This window comes from Acidobacteriota bacterium (assembly GCA_003225175.1).
Taxonomy (GTDB): Bacteria; Acidobacteriota; Terriglobia; order Terriglobales; family Acidobacteriaceae; genus Gp1-AA112.
On sequence record QIBA01000050.1, the window covers coordinates 66865 to 86536 of the forward strand.

Annotated in this window: 16 protein-coding genes; 9 read left to right on the forward strand and 7 right to left on the reverse strand. The window is 56.6% G+C overall.

What is annotated here, in order from left to right:
• Window positions 1–39: 39 nt before the first annotated feature.
• Window positions 40–1833: a DNA primase gene (gene dnaG, locus DMG62_13875; GenBank protein ID PYY22360.1), complete on the forward strand. Its 1794-nt coding sequence runs from the start codon at window positions 40–42 to the stop codon at window positions 1831–1833.
• Between the two features lie 27 nt (window positions 1834–1860).
• Here dnaG and DMG62_13880 read toward each other — a convergent pair whose 3' ends face one another.
• Entirely contained in the window at window positions 1861–3723 is a 1863-nt protein-coding gene (locus DMG62_13880; protein PYY22361.1) for an amidase, read from the reverse strand.
• Window positions 3724–3820: 97 nt separating this feature from the next.
• Here DMG62_13880 and DMG62_13885 point away from each other — a divergent pair, with 97 nt between their 5' ends.
• The 5 genes from DMG62_13885 (at window position 3821) to DMG62_13905 (ending at window position 7796) form a co-directional block, all read left to right on the forward strand.
• Entirely contained in the window at window positions 3821–4690 is an 870-nt protein-coding gene (locus tag DMG62_13885) for a peptide ABC transporter ATP-binding protein (GenBank protein ID PYY22362.1), read from the forward strand.
• Window positions 4691–4870: 180 nt separating this feature from the next.
• Window positions 4871–6454 carry a methylmalonyl-CoA carboxyltransferase gene (locus DMG62_13890; GenBank protein PYY22363.1) on the forward strand — a complete coding sequence of 528 codons (1584 nt, stop codon included), beginning with the start codon at window positions 4871–4873 and terminating at the stop codon, window positions 6452–6454.
• A 65-nt stretch (window positions 6455–6519) separates the two neighbouring features.
• Window positions 6520–6750 carry a hypothetical protein gene (locus DMG62_13895; protein ID PYY22364.1) on the forward strand — a complete coding sequence of 77 codons (231 nt, stop codon included), beginning with the start codon at window positions 6520–6522 and terminating at the stop codon, window positions 6748–6750.
• On the forward strand, window positions 6747–7139 hold the full coding sequence (locus DMG62_13900; protein ID PYY22365.1) for a VapC toxin family PIN domain ribonuclease: 393 nt from the start codon (window positions 6747–6749) through the stop codon (window positions 7137–7139). The genes DMG62_13895 and DMG62_13900 overlap by 4 nt, the downstream gene beginning before the upstream one ends.
• Window positions 7140–7304: 165 nt before the next feature.
• Complete coding sequence (locus DMG62_13905; GenBank protein ID PYY22366.1) at window positions 7305–7796, forward strand: hypothetical protein; 492 nt, start codon at window positions 7305–7307, stop codon at window positions 7794–7796.
• Between the two features lie 70 nt (window positions 7797–7866).
• Here the strand turns inward: DMG62_13905 and DMG62_13910 are convergent, their stop codons facing one another.
• Window positions 7867–9846, reverse strand: a complete 1980-nt coding sequence (locus DMG62_13910) for an acylase (GenBank protein ID PYY22367.1) — start codon at window positions 9844–9846, stop codon at window positions 7867–7869.
• 225 nt (window positions 9847–10071) lie between these two features.
• On the opposite strand from DMG62_13910, the gene DMG62_13915 reads away from it, so the two are divergent.
• The gene (locus DMG62_13915; protein PYY22368.1) at window positions 10072–12195 is read left to right on the forward strand and encodes a hypothetical protein; all 2124 of its coding nucleotides are present in this window, start codon (window positions 10072–10074) and stop codon (window positions 12193–12195) included.
• A gap of 110 nt (window positions 12196–12305) precedes the next feature.
• On the opposite strand, the gene DMG62_13920 is transcribed toward DMG62_13915, so the two are convergent.
• The 3 genes from DMG62_13920 to DMG62_13930 are packed head-to-tail and all read right to left on the reverse strand — an operon-like array spanning window position 12306 to window position 14913.
• Window positions 12306–13316 carry a hypothetical protein gene (locus tag DMG62_13920; GenBank protein PYY22369.1) on the reverse strand — a complete coding sequence of 337 codons (1011 nt, stop codon included), beginning with the start codon at window positions 13314–13316 and terminating at the stop codon, window positions 12306–12308.
• Between the two features lie 18 nt (window positions 13317–13334).
• Window positions 13335–14030, reverse strand: a complete 696-nt coding sequence (locus tag DMG62_13925; protein ID PYY22370.1) for a hypothetical protein — start codon at window positions 14028–14030, stop codon at window positions 13335–13337.
• 13 nt (window positions 14031–14043) lie between these two features.
• Window positions 14044–14913, reverse strand: coding sequence for a hypothetical protein (locus tag DMG62_13930; GenBank protein ID PYY22371.1), 870 nt, complete (start codon window positions 14911–14913; stop codon window positions 14044–14046).
• A 338-nt stretch (window positions 14914–15251) separates the two neighbouring features.
• Here DMG62_13930 and DMG62_13935 point away from each other — a divergent pair, with 338 nt between their 5' ends.
• Window positions 15252–16391 (forward strand): hypothetical protein, encoded by a 1140-nt coding sequence (locus DMG62_13935; protein ID PYY22372.1) that lies wholly within the window; start codon window positions 15252–15254, stop codon window positions 16389–16391.
• A gap of 333 nt (window positions 16392–16724) precedes the next feature.
• On the opposite strand, the gene DMG62_13940 is transcribed toward DMG62_13935, so the two are convergent.
• Both DMG62_13940 and DMG62_13945 read right to left on the reverse strand, forming a co-directional pair.
• On the reverse strand, window positions 16725–17141 hold the full coding sequence (locus DMG62_13940) for a hypothetical protein (protein ID PYY22373.1): 417 nt from the start codon (window positions 17139–17141) through the stop codon (window positions 16725–16727).
• Window positions 17142–17237: 96 nt separating this feature from the next.
• Window positions 17238–18281 carry a hypothetical protein gene (locus DMG62_13945; protein ID PYY22374.1) on the reverse strand — a complete coding sequence of 348 codons (1044 nt, stop codon included), beginning with the start codon at window positions 18279–18281 and terminating at the stop codon, window positions 17238–17240.
• Here DMG62_13945 and DMG62_13950 point away from each other — a divergent pair.
• Entirely contained in the window at window positions 18157–19566 is a 1410-nt protein-coding gene (locus DMG62_13950; protein PYY22375.1) for a sigma-54-dependent Fis family transcriptional regulator, read from the forward strand. The genes DMG62_13945 and DMG62_13950 overlap by 125 nt on opposite strands.
• The last annotated feature ends 106 nt before the right edge of the window (window positions 19567–19672 follow it).

Sequence of the window (19672 nt, forward strand, 5' to 3'; positions counted from 1 at the left end):
CTGTGATCGTGCGACTCCGCGACAATTGACTTTTGTTCAGTGGCCACAGCAAGCACATTCTCCCAGGATCTGAAGCAGCAGGCGGACATCGTTCGCATCATTGGGGACTACATTCCCCTGAAGAAAGCCGGCGCGCAGAACTTCACCGGCCTCTGTCCGTTCCACAAAGAGAAGTCTCCTTCGTTCTCCGTGCATGCCACCCGGCAGTTCTTTCACTGCTTCGGCTGTGGTGTGAGTGGCGACATCTACACCTTCGTTCAGAAGATCGAGAACATTACATTTCCGGAAGCGGTGCGGCGCGTAGCCGAGAAGATGGACATCCCGGTGCCCCGCCAGACGTATTCAGGACCGGGTGAGGCGCTCGAGGCCAAACAACGCGGCGTGCTGCTCGATATGCATGAGAAGACCTGTGCGTTTTTTGAAGAGCAGTTGCGCCGTCCGGAAGGTGCCCGCGCTCGTGAGTACCTGGCAGATCGCGGCCTGAGCGAAGAGACGCTTCGCCGTTTTCGTATTGGCTATGCTCCCGATTCGGGATTCCTGTTGCGCGATCGCCTTCGTGGTATGGCTGATGAAGAGTTTTTGAAGCTCTCGGGACTCATGTCGTGGAAGCTGGATGAGACGCAAAGCCACAACCAGACACAGACCACAGCGTCTTCGCCTGCAAGCCCCAGTCCGCTGTACTCCAAGTTTCGTAACCGGGTGATGTTCCCGATTTGCAACGAGCAGGGGAAAGTTATTGCCTTTACCGGCCGCACACTCGACACGAATGAAAAGTCCGGCCCCAAGTATCTGAATTCACCCGAGACACCGGTCTACTCCAAGGGGCGCGTGCTCTTTAACCTGGACAAAGCTAAAGACGCGATTCGTCACCTTGGATACGCGATTCTGGTTGAAGGCAACGTAGATTGCATTTCGGTCTTCACGGCCGGATTCCAGAATGTAATTGCCAGTTCGGGAACAGCATTTTCAGAAGCGCAGGTCCGGCTCCTGAGCCGATTCACAAAACAGGTGGTCGTCAACTTCGATCCCGACACGGCCGGTGCCGCGGCCACCGAGCGGTCGTTATCCATGTTGATTGAAGAAGAGTTCGACATTAAGGTGCTCACGCTCGAACCCGGCTTCGATCCTGATTTGTTTATCCGCCGCAAAGGGGCAAAGTCTTATGCCGAAGCGCTGATGCACTCGCCAAAGTACTTCCCGTATCTCATCGGGCGCGCGATCAACACCTTCCCTGTGAGGACTCCTGAGGGCAAGGCAAAAGCAGTGAACTATCTGCTTCCATATATCAGGCGTGTGCCGCAGGCGATCGTCCGCGATGAACTTGCGAACGATGTTGCGCAGCGACTGGGAATCGATTCCGCTCTGCTACGCCAGGAGCTTCGCCATGCAGCGACAAATCGCGGCGTGGCTATCAAGCCCCCTGGCGATCCGCAGATCAGCGAGGCGGAGAAGATTATTGTGCGTTTACTAGCGCCGGGAGCGCCGGAATTGTATGAGTTGCGGCACGCAGCCGTTGATGTGCTAGCGGCCCAAGAGCTCATCGAAGGCCTCCCAGCGCAGACTCTGCTGGAATCGCTACTCTCTCCGTTGGAAGGTTCTACTGGCTCCGAATCCGATCAGCGGCTGCTCGCGCAAATACTCATGCGGGAATCAGACGAGATGACCCAAGAGCTTGTTGAGTCCGCGATCGAGGCGCTGCGCCGGAGGAAGATGGAGCGTCGCAAGCGCGAGTTGAACACGAATATCGCGGAAGCGGAGCGAAAGAATGATGCCGGCGCTCTTACTGCGCTGCTGCAGGAGAAGCTTGCCATTGAGAAGGCGCTGCGCGAGTAATTCTGCCGCCCTTCGAGCTACGACGATCTAGAGCTTGAGCTCAGCCATGGCTGCGTCCAGGTCGGGATGCTTCAAGTGAAAACCCGTCGCGTCCTGATAGGCCTTTGCAAACGCCAGCAATTTCGCTTCCCCATACAGCGGCCCCAGAAAGGTGAGACTCACTGGCGTGCCAGGTCCTCCGTCGCCATCGTCGATGCCGTTGTCCTTCCGAGGCGGTTTCGGTGCATCCGGGCCGCGAAATCCATTGGGGATAATGACGGCAGGATGTCCCGTGAGATTCGTCGCCACGAGTTGTTGGCTGAAAGTCGGTGCGACAATTACGTCGAGTTGTTCGAACAGCTTCCTCCACATCTCCATGGCCTGCATGCGTGCACGATTTGCCTGGATATACTCGACCGCCGGCGTGAGGCGCGCAACACGAAATGAGTTAGGCCAGTCATTTGGGGATTGTTCAGTGAGCAGTTTGTCGCGTCCTGCGCGCGTCAGGTCATCGAATGCTGCCGCAGCTTCGGCGAGGAGCAGCGAGCGCATCGCGCCGTAAGGAATCTTCGGCAGTTCGACCGGAATCAGTTTCACACCCATGCCCTGCAATTTCGCGATCGCCGCCTCAGTGAACTGCTGATCGTACTTACGCATAGCTTGGCTACGTTCGCGCGTGCGCGCTCGCTCCTCGCGCTTCTTCTCTTCTTCCGGAGTAACGGGACCTGTCTCGGCAGGAGGTTCCGCTGGAGGTTTGAATTCGAACTCGTCCTTGAAGTAGCCGACGCGCAGCTTGCGCCAGTCGAGATTTACGTCCCAATTGAACGCGACGTCGTGAACGGTACGGTCGCTTCCATCAGGACCATAGATTGCGTGCAGTACCAGCGCAGTGTCTTCGACGCTTCGACAGATAGGACCGAGCTTATCCATCGTCCAAGAGAGCGCCATGGCTCCTGTGCGCGGCACGAGGCCGAAGGTTGGACGCAGTCCCGTAGTGCCGCATCGCGTGGACGGAGAGGAAATCGAGCCGAGTGTCTCTGATCCGATAGCGAATGCGACGCAACCTGCGGCAGTGGCGGAAGCTGATCCGGCGGAAGATCCACTGGAACCCTGATGTGGATTCCATGGATTACGCGTCATGCCGCCGAACCATTTGTCGCCCTGCGCCAGAGCGCCGAGCGTGAGTTTCGCGAGGAGCACCGCGCCGGCGGCGTCCAGACGCTTCACGACGGCGGCGTCTTCATCAATGTTCTGCTGCTCAAATCCGCCTGCGCCCCATGTCGTGCGATAACCCTTCACCGCCAGCAGGTCCTTTGCGCCCCATGGAATTCCGTGCAGCGGACCACGGTATTTGCCGGCTGCGATCTCCCGATCCGCTTCCTGCGCCTTCGCATGAGCACGATCTTCCGTGCGCGTAATTACGAATTTCAGCATCGGATCGTATTTCTTCAGGCGTTCGAGATACATATCCGTGAGCGCCGCAGAAGAGACTTTTCGTGTTCTGACTAATTCCGCAAGCTGGCGGACACTGTAGAAGGCAACATCCTCAATATTCTTCGGAGCGCCGCTGACGTTCAGCGCCGGAGCGGCAGAGATGCGCAGGGGGCGTTTCATCGTCTCGAACTTCATGCCGGGGAGCACGGGATCGAATACATACGCCGGCGCTACCGAGTTCGCGATGTGCAGCTTGTAAATGTCTTCGTAGTTCTTCCTGTTTTGATCCAGGCTCTCCAGCATCGCATCGCGGAGATCGTCGGGAATAGGGACGTCGGCGATCTGGGCGGCGCTGCCGATCATCTCTTTGGTGACTTTGCCCTGCGGTTCGGCCATGCCCCAAAGCACACCCGGAAACAAAGTTGAAGTGAGTCCCAATTGCGAACAGACTGCGAGAAAACGTCTGCGATCGAGCATTCTTGTGAAGCCCCTTCCGAAGCGTCTGAAAACGAGGAATTATAGCTGCCGGGATGAACTGGGTGACCGGAGCGTTCGTGTGGTATGAAAGCAGAGCATGTCTACGCTGCTCCTCGAGATTGTGCATCTCGACGTCACCTTTGGCTCAATCGCGGCCGTGCGCGACCTGAGCTTTTCGATCGCGACCGGCGAGTCCCTCGGATTAGTAGGCGAGTCCGGCAGCGGAAAATCGGTTACATCCCTCGCCATCATGCGACTGCTGCCTCCTCAGGCTCGGATTGGCGGGACAATCCGTTTCGCTGGAGAAGACCTGCTCCCAGCAATACCGGAGCGGATGCGCCAGCTCCGTGGACGGGCAATCAGCATGATCTTCCAAGAGCCGATGACAGCCCTGAATCCGCTGATGCGCGTAGGCGATCAAGTAGCCGAAGCCATTCTCGCGCATGACAACGTCAGCGGTAAGGAAGCCTGGACGCGCGCCGTGGCAGCGCTCGACGAAGTTGCGATTCCGAATGCCGCAAGCAGAGCGCGTGATTATCCGCATCAACTCTCCGGCGGGCAGCGGCAGCGTGTAATGATCGCTATGGCCATCGCGAATCGCCCGCAATTGCTGATCGCCGACGAGCCGACTACGGCTCTCGACGTGACCGTGCAGGCGCAGATCCTCGAGCTACTGGCGCGGCTTCGCGAAAAATTTGGACTCTCGATGCTCTTCATCTCCCACGATCTGGGAGTGGTTTCTCAGGTTGTGGATCGAATTGCCGTAATGTATCGCGGGCAGGTCGTCGAGAGCGGTAGCGCCAGACAAATCTTCACAGCCGCCGCGCACGAGTACACACGGGGATTGCTCAAGGCCATCCCCACGCTTCACAGCAGTCGTTCGCAGGCTCTGGCCATGGTCGAAGCACGTCAATACTCAGATTTGCCGCTGAAGGAAGTCGAGCAAGGGCATTGGGCAAGAGTTTAGATTTCTGTTGTCATCCGAACCGCCGGTTGCTGACAGTGAGGAATCCTATTTTCGCCCGAGATGCTGTATCTTGCAGAAGTCTGAAAAGAACAATGGTGAATCACAAGTTTATCGGCATAGATAGGGATTCCTCTCTCGCGGCAAAGGGCGCCGCTCCTTCGGACTGACAGCAACGAAAGCATGAACCTCGAACAAAAGCTCGATGACCTGAAGCGGCGCGAAGCAGCCGCCGAAGCAGGTGGAGGGAAGGAGAGGCGCGAGCGCCAGCACAAAGAAGGCAAGCTGTCGGCGCGCGAGCGCATCAATTTTCTGCTGGATGAAGGCACGTTTGAGGAGACCGATCGTTTCGTAACGCATCGCGCCACCGACTTCGGTATGGACCAGCAGAAGGTGCTCGGCGACGGCTTTGTTACTGGCTACGGACGCATCGAAGGCCGCCTCGTCTTCGTCTTCGCGCAGGACTTCACCGTGTTCGGAGGTTCGCTCTCGGAAGCCAACGCGGGCAAAATCGTGAAGATCATGGAGATGGCAATGCGCGTTGGGGCTCCCATGATTGGACTCAACGATTCCGGTGGCGCGCGCATTCAGGAAGGAGTGATGTCGCTGGCAGGCTATGCCGACATATTTCTGCGCAACACGCTCGCCAGCGGAGTGATTCCACAAATTTCCGCGATTATGGGCCCCTGCGCCGGTGGCGCGGTTTACTCACCGGCCATTACAGATTTCATCTTCATGATCGATAAGACCTCCTATATGTTTGTCACCGGTCCCGATGTGATCAAGACGGTCACGCATGAAGAAGTCACGAAAGACCAGCTCGGCGGCGGCGCCACGCATAACGAGACCTCGGGAGTCGCGCATTTTCTCGCGCACGATGACGCCGAATGCCTCTCGATGATTCGCGAGCTGATGACATTCATCCCGTCGAACAATATTGACGATGCACCGCGCCGCGCGACCACCGACCCTGGCGATCGCGGCGACGCGGAGCTCGACACCATCGTTCCCCCGCAATCGAATCTGCCCTATGACATCAAAGACGTAATCGCCCGCGTGGTTGATGATGGCTACTTCTTCGAAGTGCAGGAGCTGTTTGCGAAAAATCTGGTTGTCGGATTCGCGCGCCTGAATGGCAGATCGGTGGGAATCGTTGCGAACCAGCCTGCATTTCTAGCCGGCGTGCTGGACATCAACGCATCCGACAAGGGAGCGCGCTTTGTGCGCTTTTGCGATGCCTTCAACATTCCGCTTGTCACTTTCGAAGACGTTCCCGGGTTCCTCCCCGGTACGCAACAGGAGTACGGCGGCATTATCCGGCATGGAGCAAAGCTCCTCTACGCGTTCGCCGAAGCCACCGTTCCCAAAATGACAGTCATTACGCGCAAGGCCTACGGCGGAGCGTACTGCGTTATGTCGTCAAAGCACATCCGCACCGACGTCAACTACGCCTGGCCAACCGCCGAGATCGCAGTCATGGGTCCCGAAGGCGCGGTGAATATTGTGTACAAGCGTGAGCTGGAACGCGCGGCCCAAATGGGGAAGACGGAAGCCGAACGCGTCGAGATTCTCGAACGCGAGCGCAATAAAAAGATCGAAGAGTTCCGCGAGCGCTTCGCCAATCCCTACGTCGCGGCCGAACGCGGATATATCGATGCCGTAATCCGTCCACGCGAAACCCGCAAAAGGCTCATCGATGCCCTGGAGATGCTCGACACCAAGCGCGAGAAAAACCCGCCGAAGAAGCACGGGAATATTCCATTATGAGGCAGCAAGACAAATGCGGAGTAGTTCCGGTTGACATGTGCGTCACATGAAAGTATGCTTTTCACATGTCCAAGATGATTCAGTTGCGAAATGTTCCGGAAGTCCTGCATCGGTCACTAAAGTCCCGTGCTGCGAGTTTGGGCATGTCTCTTTCCGACTATCTGTTGGGCGAAATCCGGGAAATCGCCGACCGGCCCACATGGACAGAGCTTAGAGAAAGGCTCCGTCATCGCGAAGCCGTCACCGCGCAACTCGATACAGCTCGCGCAGTTCGTGAAGAGCGCGACTCTCGGTGATCGTTCTAGACGCCTCTGCGGCGCTCGATTGGCTTCTACGCACACCTGAGGGCCTGAAAATCGAGAAGCGCATCTTTGCTCGACCTCAGAACGTGCACGCTCCACACTTGCTAGATCTTGAAGTTGCTCAAGTGCTGCGCAAATTGGCTGGCAACGGGACAATTTCCCCGTTGCGGGCTGAATCAGCTTTGCAAGACCTAGTGGATGCCCGTGTGATGCGGCATCCGCACAGGCCCTTCTTGCCGCGCGTTTGGCAGCTTCGCCACAATCTGACGTCCTACGATGCCGTGTATGTCGCATTGGCGGAACTCCTAAATGCTCCGCTTCTCACGCGCGACCGCAAGCTCGGCACAGCTTCCGGCCACAGTGCCAGGATCGAGCTTGTTTGAAGACGCGCGACGCCGGTGAAATGCATTCACTGGTTATCTCTCGCTCTTCCACACTATCCAGGCGACCGAAGTGGCTGAGAGATGCTGATTCACATTTCTTTACTCGACGCAATATCTCCGCAACATTGGGACCAGCCGGGGGTTCATCGAGTTGAGGAGAGGGGCATGACCTACACCAGTATCTCGGAAAGATTCACGAAACTCGCGGCTCGGGCCATTAAGAGCAGCCGTTTCATCGCTTTAGCGATCATTGCGGCTGTCACCCTGGGGGCGATGCAGCCCGCTCAAGCCCAGAGTTCCGACACTTGGAAGAGCATTGCCATCATCGGAGGATCAACCGCGGCTGGAGCGTATATCGGACACAAAGTAGGCGGCTCGACCGGTACGTGGGTTGGCGCCGCTGCGGGCGCATCTGCCGGGTACGCCATCGACAAGCGCCGGCGTCAAGGCGAGTACTACAACCAGTACGGCTATAACGGTTACGGCGACGGTGCGCCGTACTATGGGGATAACGGCGGCTACTACGGCAATGGCGGTAATGGCGGATACGACGGGAATGGCGGATACAACGGCCCATACGACAATGGCGGATATCCGTATCCTTCAGGCTTCCAGAGTAACAACAGACACAGCAGCCGGTACTACAGCCGTCGCTAACCATCAGAACGAGATAACGGGACAGCGTGTGCGCTGTCCCGATTTTTTGTAAAAGCTCACCCGACCAATTTTATCTACCCGAAGTCCCCGTCCTTCCTCGCACCACTGAGATTGTGATCTGCGATGGATATTCTCGGGAATGATGCAAAACATTGTGCGCGACCACGCCTTTAGTTTCGTCGTAATTGTTCCCTCCGGTATTCAGGTTGCGATCGAAGCGCGGGAAGTTACTGCTTGAAACCTCAATTCGCAGGCGATGGCCGGCAAGAAAGTAATTGCTGGTCGTGAGAGGTTGGAACGCGAGCTTATACACCTTGCCTCGTTCCATCCACACGGGAGGCTTCTCATATCCCTCGCGATAACGCGCTCGCTGGATGCTCTCGTCGAGGTTATATGCAGCTCCATCCGCATAAACATCAATGACCTTCACGGTGAAATCGGTATCCTTCGCGTCCGACGAGACATAGAGTGTCACATCGAGCGGTCCGCTCACTTCGGTTCCTTGCTTGAACTGTTCGGTGGTGTACACCAGGATGTCGTTACGAGCTTCCATTCCCCGTTGATCGAAGGCGCCTCCACTCACAGCATTTCCCGTACAGCAAACATTTCCTCCATAAGAAGGCACGGGACTCATCGGATCGTAGATAAAGCTGTCAGGCTTGTCTTGAGTGGAGGGTACGCTTAGTAGAACGCCATCGCCATCGAGAGTGTTGGCGTGACCTGCGCTCGACAAATAGAACGTTAAAGACTCAGCCCCGTGCGGAGGCCACGTGTCGGAGGTCTGCCACCTGTTGATTCCCATAGTGAAATAGCGGACCTTTGGCAGCTTCTCGAGGATGTGATTGTCTTCCCCTTTCAGGAAGTGATCGAACCATCCGTAGGTCAGCGCGTCATAATCGAGGCGAGCGTCACCCATGCTGCGCTCCCCGACTACTGTGTCTTCCGTCGCTCGCCTGTATCCGCAGTGCAGCGTAGGAGCTATCACAGCATATTGTTGATTGCCGATCTCGGGCCTGGCGGTCTTGCGCACATGGTTATATGCAGCCAAGTTTGGCCCGACTGACACGTCGTACCAGGACATGAACCACAGGCCGGGAACGTTGACGGGCATATCATCGTGCCAGAGCCCACCCTTGTACCATGCAGGATCGTTCGGCGTTCGCTTGATCATTGCCCCACCCGTCGGTACCGGCATGTCATCGGCAAAGATGCCATGTGGGCCGTCGGCTGCTTTGATGATGTCCATTTCGGGAAGATGACGCAATCCCTTCGACCAATCCACTGTCGGCAGTTGCTGGGCCAAATCGAAACTCTTCGAGACGCGGATCAAGTCTTCCTGTGAAGCATTGAGGGAAAACATCGGACGCACCTGGTTCTGCTCTCCGTAAAGCCAGGCGATGAACAGCATCTGCACAGCTCCGCCGCGGAACCAATTGCCCTGTTCGTAGTACGGCTTCACGCGGCCAACACCTGCTCCGAATCCCATGGGGATCATCGCTGCATAAGCAGGATTCGCCATGGCGGCCACTCCTAACTGCCACTCCGCCGTCGACGAACATCCGATGGTTCCAACCTTCCCGTTGGACCAGGTTTGCGAGCTCATCCAGGTAAATGCGTCATCGCCATCGCTTCGCGGTGGTCCGAGAATGTCGTAATTTCCTTCGGAGAAGAAATGACCGCGCTCGTTCATCTCCACAAAGGCATATCCGCGCCTCACCGCCTCCAGCGGAGCCGTCATATCTGCAGGAATTCCGTTCTTTACATCCCAAAAGTTGAAGTTGTATGGCGTGCGGACAAAGATCGTTGCGTACTTCTTTGAGTTATCTTTTGGACGATACACGTCGGCGGCCATGCGCTTTCCATCGCGCATCGGCACCATCAGCTTGCGCTCGATAATGGCAATGGACTCGAGCTGTCGTTCCGTGGTCTCTCTCTTGTTCACTAACTCTGGATCTGGAGGGGTTCTCTGCTGCGCTGAAATCGTGAGAAAAGTTACGAAGATAATTGCTAGAAAGCTGAAAGGGCGCAGCCACCGCGATTTGAAACGCATGCTTAATTGGCTCCAAGCTTGTGATCTGATAATGACCCTGAGTTGCGCGCGAAATTGTAGCAGTTGAGAGATCCCGGTCGATTGAGGACCAATTATGCCGGAGACAATTAACATTCTTCCAATTGCAACCGCCTGAATACCATTCCATATGGCTTCGGTTGTCGGATGAGAAAAAGCACCAGGCAATGAATTAGGAATGGAAGAAGTCCCACTTTCTGGCAGGACATGTCTGTTGGTGTTTTGCTTCCCGATTCGACATCGAGGAATATAAGCGTTGGTCCTCCCTTCGACAATTTGTTTCCACAGGAGATTGCTATGACGGCCTTCTTCCCAGGTCATAGGCACCGTACGGTCCTGCTGTTGTTTCTTACTATCGCATTCGCCGCGAACGCGTACGCGCAGACTACGGCTGCTTCAGCAGCAACGGCCGCCTGGACGGTGAAGGTGAATGGCGACATTCACTGGCAGCAGATCACGCCGGCAGGCGCTCTCCTGGTCTCCACCGACAGCACACTCGCGGGCGTCGACATCGACCGTGGCCGAGTCGCCTGGGACAAGCCCGAACTGGGTGGCTTTGCAGCAGACAGCATCCAGCCGGTTGAGGGCTCACTTCTCATGGAGGCGAAGCGGCAAGGGCTGCTGATGATCTTTGATCCAGTCACCGGCGCCGGGATCTTCGATTCGCGGAAGCTGGATCTTACGCAGGTAGCCACGCGGCGCGTCCTCCCCCAAAGTGGAACGCTCCTCGTGCATGGAACCCGCGCGGCCGGACCAGCGGTTGTGGGGCTCTTTGATCTGGCCAGCGGGCAGCAGCTGTGGGTGAATGATTCTTTGTTTACGCCGAGCGAGCCCAAGCGGAGAGGATTTGGCGCGCTGATGCAAGGACTCACGCAGATCGCTGCAGGCGGAACGGAACTCGAGGTCCTGCAGGCCGGACCCGACATGATTGTCGTCTACACGTTGATGGGACTGCGGGCATTAGATGCACGCACCGGCGCAGTGAAGTGGTCCGCAACGCTTCCCACACCGCGCATGGGCGGTCCCGCTCGACATGTGCGCCTCTATCCGTCGCTGGAAAAATCCAATCGCATCTACGTGAGCTTCGACGATAGCCTCATGGCCTACAACCTGGCAGATGGCCAGGCGCTTTGGGCTAAACCTGCCAAAGTCGACGGCCGCATTCGCGACATCGTGCAGCATCCTGCCGGGATCGTGATGCTCCCCGAAGCACCGCCGCAAAATGAGGCGACGGGCAACGTTCGCATCGTAAACGGCGTTGTGCAAACCGGCCTGAACGTGGCTCGTTATGAAGACGGAACAACCATTGCGCCGAAGCCGATCCGGATGCACGGCACCGTGATTGACGCCATGATCGCCGGGAATGCGGTGGTGCTCGCTGTCGACGCCGAGTCGCGCACCTTCGTGAACGTGCTCGAGGTCGCCAGCGCGTCCCTGCGGCTCAAGAAAGATGCCAAGATCAAAGGGCAGCTCGACTATGCAGAGCTCACGCCGGCAGGACTGTTGTATGTGTCGCGTCCCGACGCCACGATCAATGCTGAAGTCAACGTCATTGATCTCGAAAGCGGCGAGCCGCGATTCAAGGACGCAATCGAAAGCGGCAAGCCGCTGAGCTCGAGCGACTACAAGGCGGCGCGTTACTACCTGCATCATGCGGCAGAAGGGAAAACGCTCTACGTCTTCGCCAACCGCGACCACCGCCTGTACGCAGTCGACCGCGAAGCCGGAACCTTCCGCGCGTTAGGGAGTGAAATCAAGCTTCAAGGCGGCGAGGATCCGACCGCAATGGAAATTCGGCCGGAAGGAATCGTGCTCACCTCTTCGCAGAACCTAGTGATTGTCGCGCGCGACGGACAGATCAAGCAGCAGGTCTATTACCCGGCGCCGCAGCTTCCGGGACTTCTTCGTGCGCTCTATGCGCTCAACGCCGTTCGTGCCGGACTCTATGGCGCAGCCGCATCTGCGTACGGTGATGCTTTCGCACAAGCGTCGCAACAGGCGAACGATCCGGGAACGCAACGAGCCGCCAGCCAGCTCGCCGCGGCATACACGCAAGGCGGCAAGCAGCTTGAAGGCTATTCCAAACAGTCAGCAGCCATGGCGACGAAGCGCTTTAAAGCCTCACTCGACCTACCCGGATTCATGTTCATGCTGACCCGCGCGCCCGATGGACACGGCAACGTTCTGTTGCAGATCGACAAAGCCACTGCAAAACCCAAAGCGCAAGTGAATCTCGGCAAAGAGAAGGAGCCTGCATACGCAGTCGACGACATCGCCGACATGCTCTTCCTGCAAACTACGCCGGGAACGCTGGTCGGTTATCGCCTGTAGCGAGTCGGAAAACATTATCGGTGGACGAGACTAGCGCCGAAGGCGACATTCTTGCAGTCCACGAAATTGGCGATGCTGGAATGGGACATGGATCGGCGTAAATTCTGGCATCACTCGGCTTGCGGTATCTTCTTGGTTCCGGCGAGCTCCGCAGCAGTTTGCTGGACGTTGAGCGGACCAAGACGTTCGAAACCGGGCCATGCGCCATACTTCGGCTTGAGACTGGCGAGGACGGCTTGGGTCAGGGTGTCGCCGGTTTGTCCTGCCGCTTGCGCCTTCTGAACGCTTGCTCGCAATGTCGCCAGATAATCGCGGAACGTCTTGAGGTCTTGCGGCGTGGCTACGTCCCCGTGCCCAGGAATGAATGTGGCATTCGGATGTGCAGCCACCATTCTGTCGAGGGTTTCGACCCACGCTGACATGGTGGCGTCGATCAAATTGGGAATGCGCTGGTTCCAGGCGAGATCGCCGGCGAATACCACATTTGCATCGGGAATGTAGACCACTGAATCGCCGCCGGTGTGTCCGGGCAAATAGACAACTCGCACTAGGCGAGAGCCAAGATTCACTTCAAGAATATGGTCATAAGTAATCTGCGGCTCGACGAGTGCGGCGACTTGTGCGCGCTGTTCGGCTGTTGGCGTTGCACCATTCTGCTGGAAAAACTTTAGATTTTCGGTGCGTACCCAGGCGCGCTCGTTGCGATGCGCGATTACTGTTGCTCCCGCTTCCGTGAAGATGGCGTTCCCGGCGACGTGATCGAGGTGGTAGTGGGTGTTGACCACGTACTTCACAGGGAGATTCGTGACCTTGCGAATCTCCGTGAGCAGATCGCGCGCCGGCGCTTGGCTGATGAAGGTATCGACCACCAGCACGCAGTTGTCGCCGATGATGAATCCGGTATTGCCGCCCGCGCGCGCCGAAATGGCTGCATAAACGCCTTTACTGATTGGCTTGAGAGTGAACGCCGGCATCTGGGGCTGCGCAACTTGTGACTGAGTCGGTTGCGATTGTGGCTGAGTTTGGGCCTCTATTTGGGCAAGGGTCGTCAAGCCTATGCCGATGACAATGGCAATCTTGTTGAGCATGGCCGAGAAATTGTAGTGCAGTAGGATGAGCACGGAAGGGCCAACAGAAGGTTAGCTCGCAGCGCTTCCCTGTTGTTCAACTCCGTCATCCTGCCACTGGTAACCGCACGGGTCGCAGCTCCAGAGATACTTTGAATCAACATCTGATTCGCCGCCTGCTTTGGTCTCAAGACCCTGGAACACGATTTCGGGAGAATGGCAGCGAGGACAGACGGCGAGGTAGTCCGCCTCCGCCTCAGCATCCGCATTTATCTCGGGATTGGGCCGGTGCGGAGCTTGAGCGAAAGCCTGATACGCCGGCTGCTGGTAATCGCTCGGCACCTTGCACTCGATTCCCGCCTCGTAGCCTCGTTTGTTCGACGCTCTCTTCTCGGCCTCAAAGGCTGCCTTGAGTGCTTCGACACTTTCCACGTTGTCTGGACCAAAATAGGACGGGATCCCGGCGTTGTTAAGCACGTTTTTGTACCAAGCTGCATCTTCCAAGTCGAAGATCCTGGCTACGTTCACCAGATCCAATTCGGAAGAATCAAAGTTGGCCGCTCGCTCCATGTCCGCGGAAGTGTCGGGCGGAGCAGGCTGGTCGCGAAGATGCAAGTGCAGCCCGCGTCGCGCAATCTCGGCGCGGAGCAATTCTCGCGCCATATCCGTTAGGTCGTATGCCTCGTCGGCCAATGCCTCGAGGCCGATTTCGCTCATTTGCGCGTACTGTTCAGTGAACTCACGCCATTCTTCGTCGACGCTTTTCATGGGCAGTTTGGAATCATACGGCAGGGTTGCGGGTTGCGTTTACTGCTCGCATGCGAACGAGAAAGTACGCAGCGCACATCCATAACACGGCGGTTGCGAGCCAGGAAAGTGTGGATGCGCTGAAGCCGAATGTCTTTGTGCCTCCCGGGACCGCTGCGGGAACAATGTCTTGAGTATTGTTGATCGCCGCATGCATGAGCATGGTAAGCAGAAGGCTACCGCCTGTTCGCTCCCACAGCCATGCCATCGCAACTGAGATTGCCGTCACCTGCGTGATGTACACGATGAAGGACTGATGGTAAGTGTCGCTCTCAGGAAGGAAGAAGAGTGGCAGGTGCCAGCAGGCCCAGATGATTCCTAGAATGATGCTGGCCCAGCCGAGTCCGAGGCATGCGGCCAGGCGGGGAAGTGCGTAACCGCGCCATCCGATTTCCTCGCCCGATTGGACGGGAGTGGAGATGAGGATTGCGAATGGAATAATGTACAGCGGCACGTTACTAAAACGGGGCCATGCGCCAGTGGCGAGTCGATACATCAGCGTAACCAGGAGCTTGATACTCAGCGTGTAACCGACGGCGAACACATACCACCGCCCGCCCACTTCCCATCGAAACATGCCGGCAAGTAATGTGCGCAGTGCCTTGTCACCTTCCATCCACGCGGTCAGCGCGATAGCCATCAGTGCCGGTGCGAGGATTCCGATGAACAGCAGCACAGCCCGGCTGACGGTGTGTGCCGGAATGGGAAGAATGACGATAGGAATCCAACACGCCCACGTGACGCCAAATGTGAGCAGGAAGAAAAGAAGTGCAAAACCGGGAATTTCCACCTTCTTGCCCGGAAAGGAGGTGGGGGCGAACGTGTCTGGTCCTAGTGGGTCCATTCCTATTTAAAGCGCCAAAATGATAATGCAGGTATGGGCAGAGTTAAAAACACAAAAACACGGTGCTAACACGCTTCGAGTGTGTTCAGGGTAGGCTTCGGACACGACGTATAAAGGCAAAGGTCACGATGGCTGGTCCTCTTTAGTGGTTGATGATTTACATTAGCCAGCTGGCGAGAATCGTGCCGAAAAAGCTCCTAAAGCCTCTAAGCTGCTAAGCACGCCCGTCCCAACCCGCAGAACCAATCCCGCGATCTGACTTTTTGGGGTAAACTTTCTGGCCGCTTTCGCTTCGCTTGTGAAGGCGGGTAAGGCACGTTCATTCTCTGGAGGAGCTCATGAAACGAGCCAGCATCCTGCTGTTGTTTGCTGCGATTGCAGTCTTTGCCTCCCTGCCGCTGCAGGGACAAACCGTTACCCGTTGTTATGCACATCTTCCGCAATACATCGAGGATCAATTTGAAGTTAACTATTCGAATGGTTGCAGTGGGCACGATGAGCCGGAACTCGATCCCGTATCGAGCGCTCCCGGTTCCGCGCGCGACCTGACCTGGACAGTGGTGCTTCCGATGAATGGAACATCGCTTGTCTCAGACGTGGGCCCGACCTTCTGGTTTGGCGGCACCGTCAACGATCCCAAAAGCGTATTCGGCCAGGCGTTTCTTGAATTGCAGTTCTATCCTGACTCGCTGGTGGCAAAGTGCTTCAGTGATGGTGCGTTTGCAGTGAACTACGCACCCAATACCTACACTGCGTGTTCTCCGGTTTGGAAGATCGTTCCTACTGGAAAGGCCGGCATTTTCAATGAAACTGCAGCCTTCAATGCGATGCTGGAAGATAGTGCCAATCCAGGAAACCCTCTTGTGATGCATGCGGGCGATGCCGTCACCATCCATTTTTTTGTGACGCCCGCGGCTGATGGCTTTCACATTACAGTCACAGACTTGAACACGGCGCGCAAGGGGACGATCATTCTTAATTCGCCGTCAGAAGGAGGGCCGCTGATGCCGTCATTTGACAGTCAGCAGCTTGGGAATGCGTTGTCATGGGGAGGCGTTTCCGATACGCCTAACAGCTTCGTCTGGGAGATTGGGCACGCGTCGGTCTTCACTACCGGCGGTCAGTTCTGCGTGCCGGGACAGACTATCTGCGATTCATACGACGCCTCTCCGTGGGCGGGCTTTTCACCGATCCAGATCAAAGCTGTCACCTTCGGTGACGGCTCGGCTCCCAAGAGCTGGGCAGTAGTAAGCAATCAGGGAGGCAAGGCCGAGGTGGCCAAGAGCTGCTCGGCCTACGGTGGTCCGTTCTGCATTTATCCGTGGTATTCGCTGGGCGTGAGCGGCCTCCACTACGGTGTGGATTACGCCGATACCAGAAAAGACTTCGGTCAGGCAGATCAATTCCAGCAAACCAGGCAGTGCGGCGGACCCTTCGGTTCGGATTCGACGTACTGTGCTACGACCATCCTGCACTAGGAAGCGAAAGGCTGACGGATCGACAACAGCGGAGCGCCGGGCGAAGGCGCCCGGCGCTCCCTTTCTCTTGGCAGCGATCAACTAATTAAGCGAGGCGAAGATAAAACTGTTAACCTACGGCGCTTCTGGTTGTCGCTGAGTACAGAGCCGGTGCTCAGTGCTTGATCACCCACATTAACCAGCTGGCGAGGATCGTACCGCCGGCGAAGAAGGCGAAGCACTTGGCGCCATAGAGAACCATCTCGCGCGGGGCGGTACGTTGGGTGATGCCGAAAACGATCGAGGCGAAGAAAGCGAAGACGACCGCTGCACTGAAATGTGAGAGCTGCATGCTTATTCTTTCTTTCCGATAGCGATGTCGTACGCGTCTACTGCGCTCATTACGTTGAGTAGTCCGGCGACGATGATGAACTTTGTTCCATAGTCGGCGGAAGCGAGTTGGATAGCACCCTTACCCCAATCCATTAAGCGCGTCACAAAATACAGACCGCCGGCGCCAAGATCACCGACGAAGCCAAGCATGTCAAGTAAGTCGCCGCCATTCACCCCATAAACCTTGCCCTCCATCAGCACGCCAAGAACGAACATGGCGAAGACAGAAACCATGAGCAACAGGCCGCGAACCCAGCGTCGCTGGATCAGGTGGCCGGCCCCGGGAATGAGCCATCCGACAATTGGCGCGAAGATGGCCATGGGATTAAGTTCTTGTTGCGCGAGGATGGTGTCAGCTTTGGATCTGGGTTGAGGCATCAGAATGCAGTACGTCTTTGGTCTCTTAAGAAGTTTATCAGGGCAGCTTCCGGGCTGCTGAGGTTCCAGGCTCCTGAGCGACTGTACGGCAGCAGCTTAGGCGCTCAGCAGTGCCGGCAACACATCTGCAGCACGTTTGCGATATGCGATATCGGCTGCTGCAGAGAGTTCTGTCTCTTCAGGATTGACTTCTACCAGCAGTCCTCCGGCGCGCCTGGCACGCAGCGCCCAATCGATGATGTACGAAAAAGTTGCGGTTGTGCCGACTACGAGCACCAAACCGGATTCGGTGCGACGAAGAAAATTTGTGACGTTTTCGATCACTGTTGAGTTGAGCGATTCTCCGAACCAGACGACGCCTGGACGCAATAAGGAATTTCCGCACTGTGGGCATTTTGGAGGCAGCTCTGATGAGGCAATACGTTCACGATCTGAATAGGCGCAATCCACGCATCGATTCAGGAATAAATCGCCGTGAACGTGTACTAGGCGATTCACTGGAGTTCCAGCGCGCTCGTGCAGGTCATCCACATTCTGCGTGACGACGAGGCAGTCCTGATTGCGAGCCGCTAGCTGAGCAATGGCCATGTGACCTGCGTTTGGTTCTGCCTTGCGCGCCTCTTCTCTGCGCCACTGATACCACTCCCAGACCAGCTTCGGATCGCGCGCAAAGGCTTCGGGCGTGGCCAAGGCCGTTGGATTGTAGCTTCGCCACAAGCCTCCAGTTCCGCGGAAGGTCTGGAGCCCGCTGTCGGCTGAAAGCCCGGCGCCCGTGATGATGAGAACCCGGCTACTTAGAGCCATCTGCCAGCGTCTTGAATCAGGTGCTTGGATCATCGAGTGTAGTTCCTTGAATCGGGTGCCACTTTGGAACAGCGGCTCCGCAGGATTGAAATCTGTTCCATTTTGGTAACTGTGCATCACTGTTACACCTCGACAACGCCCGCGTGCAGGCCCTACTATCAACTGGCACGCCTTGGTCCTGGCAACAAGAAGGTGACTGCAGCCACTGCTGATTCCAGCGGCTTTCCCCAGGGAAGGAGTTCCTGAACCAGTGCCAGATGCCCGCCAGCCGCTCGTCGTCGTTGTGGACGATGAGCAGGGAACCCTTGATTTACTCACCGACGTCTTTACTGACATGGATCTGCGCGTATTGACCACGACAGATCCCGAAGTAGGGCTGGATCTCATTAGGCAAAAACGGCCGCAGATTGTTTTCCTTGATCTGAACATGCCAAAAATCGGTGGCATGCAGCTTCTGGAGATGGTGGTGAATTTTGATTCTGCGATTGAAGTGTTTCTGTTCACGGGTGATTACTCTACCTCTTCGGCGGTGGAGGCGATTCAAAAGGGAGCCGCCGATTATCTTACAAAGCCGATTTCCATCGCCGATCTTCGCGCGCGCGTGGGCAAGTTGATCGAAGAGATGAAAGTCAAGCGCGAGACCTTCCAGTTGGACGGGGAACTTGTCTCATCTTTCAAATTTGAGGGGATGGTGGCTCGGAGTCCACGAATGCTCGAGGTGTTCTCTACCTTGCGCCGCATTGCTCCGCATTTCCGGACTGTTCTTGTCGGCGGTCCTTCCGGAACCGGGAAAGAGTTGGTGGCGCGGGCCTTGCATCAGATGTCGCCGGTCGCGCGTGGTCCGTTCGTAGTTTGTAACTGCGCCGGCGTCCCTGAAAGCCTTGCCGAAAGCGAGTGGTTTGGATACGTCAAAGGTGCCTTTACCGGAGCCAATCAGGACAAACTGGGGCTGTTTGAGCATGCGAATGGAGGCACGGTCTTTCTGGACGAGATCGGGGAAACCTCCCCAAGCCTTCAGGCTAAGCTGCTTCGCGTTCTGCAATCACACGAGATTCAACGCGTAGGTTCGCCTGTGGCGCGAAAGCTGGATGTGAGGATTGTCGCTGCGACGAACCGCGATCTGAAACAGGAAGTTCGTGAGAAGCGTTTTCGCGAAGACTTGTATTACCGGCTCTCGATCGTGGAGATCAAGCTTCCCGTGCTTGCTGAACGTAAAGAGGATCTACCGTTGCTGCAGCGGCATTTCGTCGAGAAGTTTGCCGCTGAATACGGCAAAAACATTGGCGGCATTAGCCGGCGCGCGCAGAACGTTCTATCGCGATATTACTGGCCGGGAAACATACGCGAATTGGAGAACGTCATTGGGAATGCGTGCATGATGTCCGAAGGGCCCATGATCGACACCTGCCATCTTCCTTCTGAACTTCTCCGTCGGGAAGCTTCGGAGGTCGACTCCCCAATGATGTCACTGCAGCAGGTCGAGCGAAACCATGCTCGTCGTGTCCTGGAGATGGTTGGTGGAAACAAGCTGCGGGCTGCCGAAATTCTGGGAATCAGCAGATCCACGCTTTATAATTTACTTGACGAGGTCCCGGAAGGAAGCTCAGCAAAGGGCTCCTGAATGCCTCACACCAAACTCCTGAGCTTGCGGATGCCTGGTTCGCTGTCCAGAATCTGGAACACTGTCCAAAATTAAGACAGTCTTTCACTGCCAAAAACAGTCGAAT

Excerpts from the sequence above, each read along its gene's own strand:
- DMG62_13880 (PYY22361.1), bottom strand. The coding sequence starts at position 3,723 with ATGCTCGATCGCAGACGTTTTCTCGCAGTCTGTTCGCAATTGGGACTC.
- DMG62_13885 (PYY22362.1), top strand. The coding sequence starts at position 3,821 with ATGTCTACGCTGCTCCTCGAGATTGTGCATCTCGACGTCACCTTTGGC.
- DMG62_13890 (PYY22363.1), top strand. The coding sequence starts at position 4,871 with ATGAACCTCGAACAAAAGCTCGATGACCTGAAGCGGCGCGAAGCAGCC.
- DMG62_13895 (PYY22364.1), top strand. The coding sequence starts at position 6,520 with ATGTCCAAGATGATTCAGTTGCGAAATGTTCCGGAAGTCCTGCATCGG.
- DMG62_13905 (PYY22366.1), top strand. The coding sequence starts at position 7,305 with ATGACCTACACCAGTATCTCGGAAAGATTCACGAAACTCGCGGCTCGG.
- DMG62_13910 (PYY22367.1), bottom strand. The coding sequence starts at position 9,846 with ATGCGTTTCAAATCGCGGTGGCTGCGCCCTTTCAGCTTTCTAGCAATT.
- DMG62_13915 (PYY22368.1), top strand. The coding sequence starts at position 10,072 with ATGTCTGTTGGTGTTTTGCTTCCCGATTCGACATCGAGGAATATAAGC.
- DMG62_13925 (PYY22370.1), bottom strand. The coding sequence starts at position 14,030 with ATGAAAAGCGTCGACGAAGAATGGCGTGAGTTCACTGAACAGTACGCG.
- DMG62_13930 (PYY22371.1), bottom strand. The coding sequence starts at position 14,913 with ATGGACCCACTAGGACCAGACACGTTCGCCCCCACCTCCTTTCCGGGC.
- DMG62_13935 (PYY22372.1), top strand. The coding sequence starts at position 15,252 with ATGAAACGAGCCAGCATCCTGCTGTTGTTTGCTGCGATTGCAGTCTTT.
- DMG62_13940 (PYY22373.1), bottom strand. The coding sequence starts at position 17,141 with ATGCCTCAACCCAGATCCAAAGCTGACACCATCCTCGCGCAACAAGAA.
- DMG62_13945 (PYY22374.1), bottom strand. The coding sequence starts at position 18,281 with ATGTCAGTAAAGACGTCGGTGAGTAAATCAAGGGTTCCCTGCTCATCG.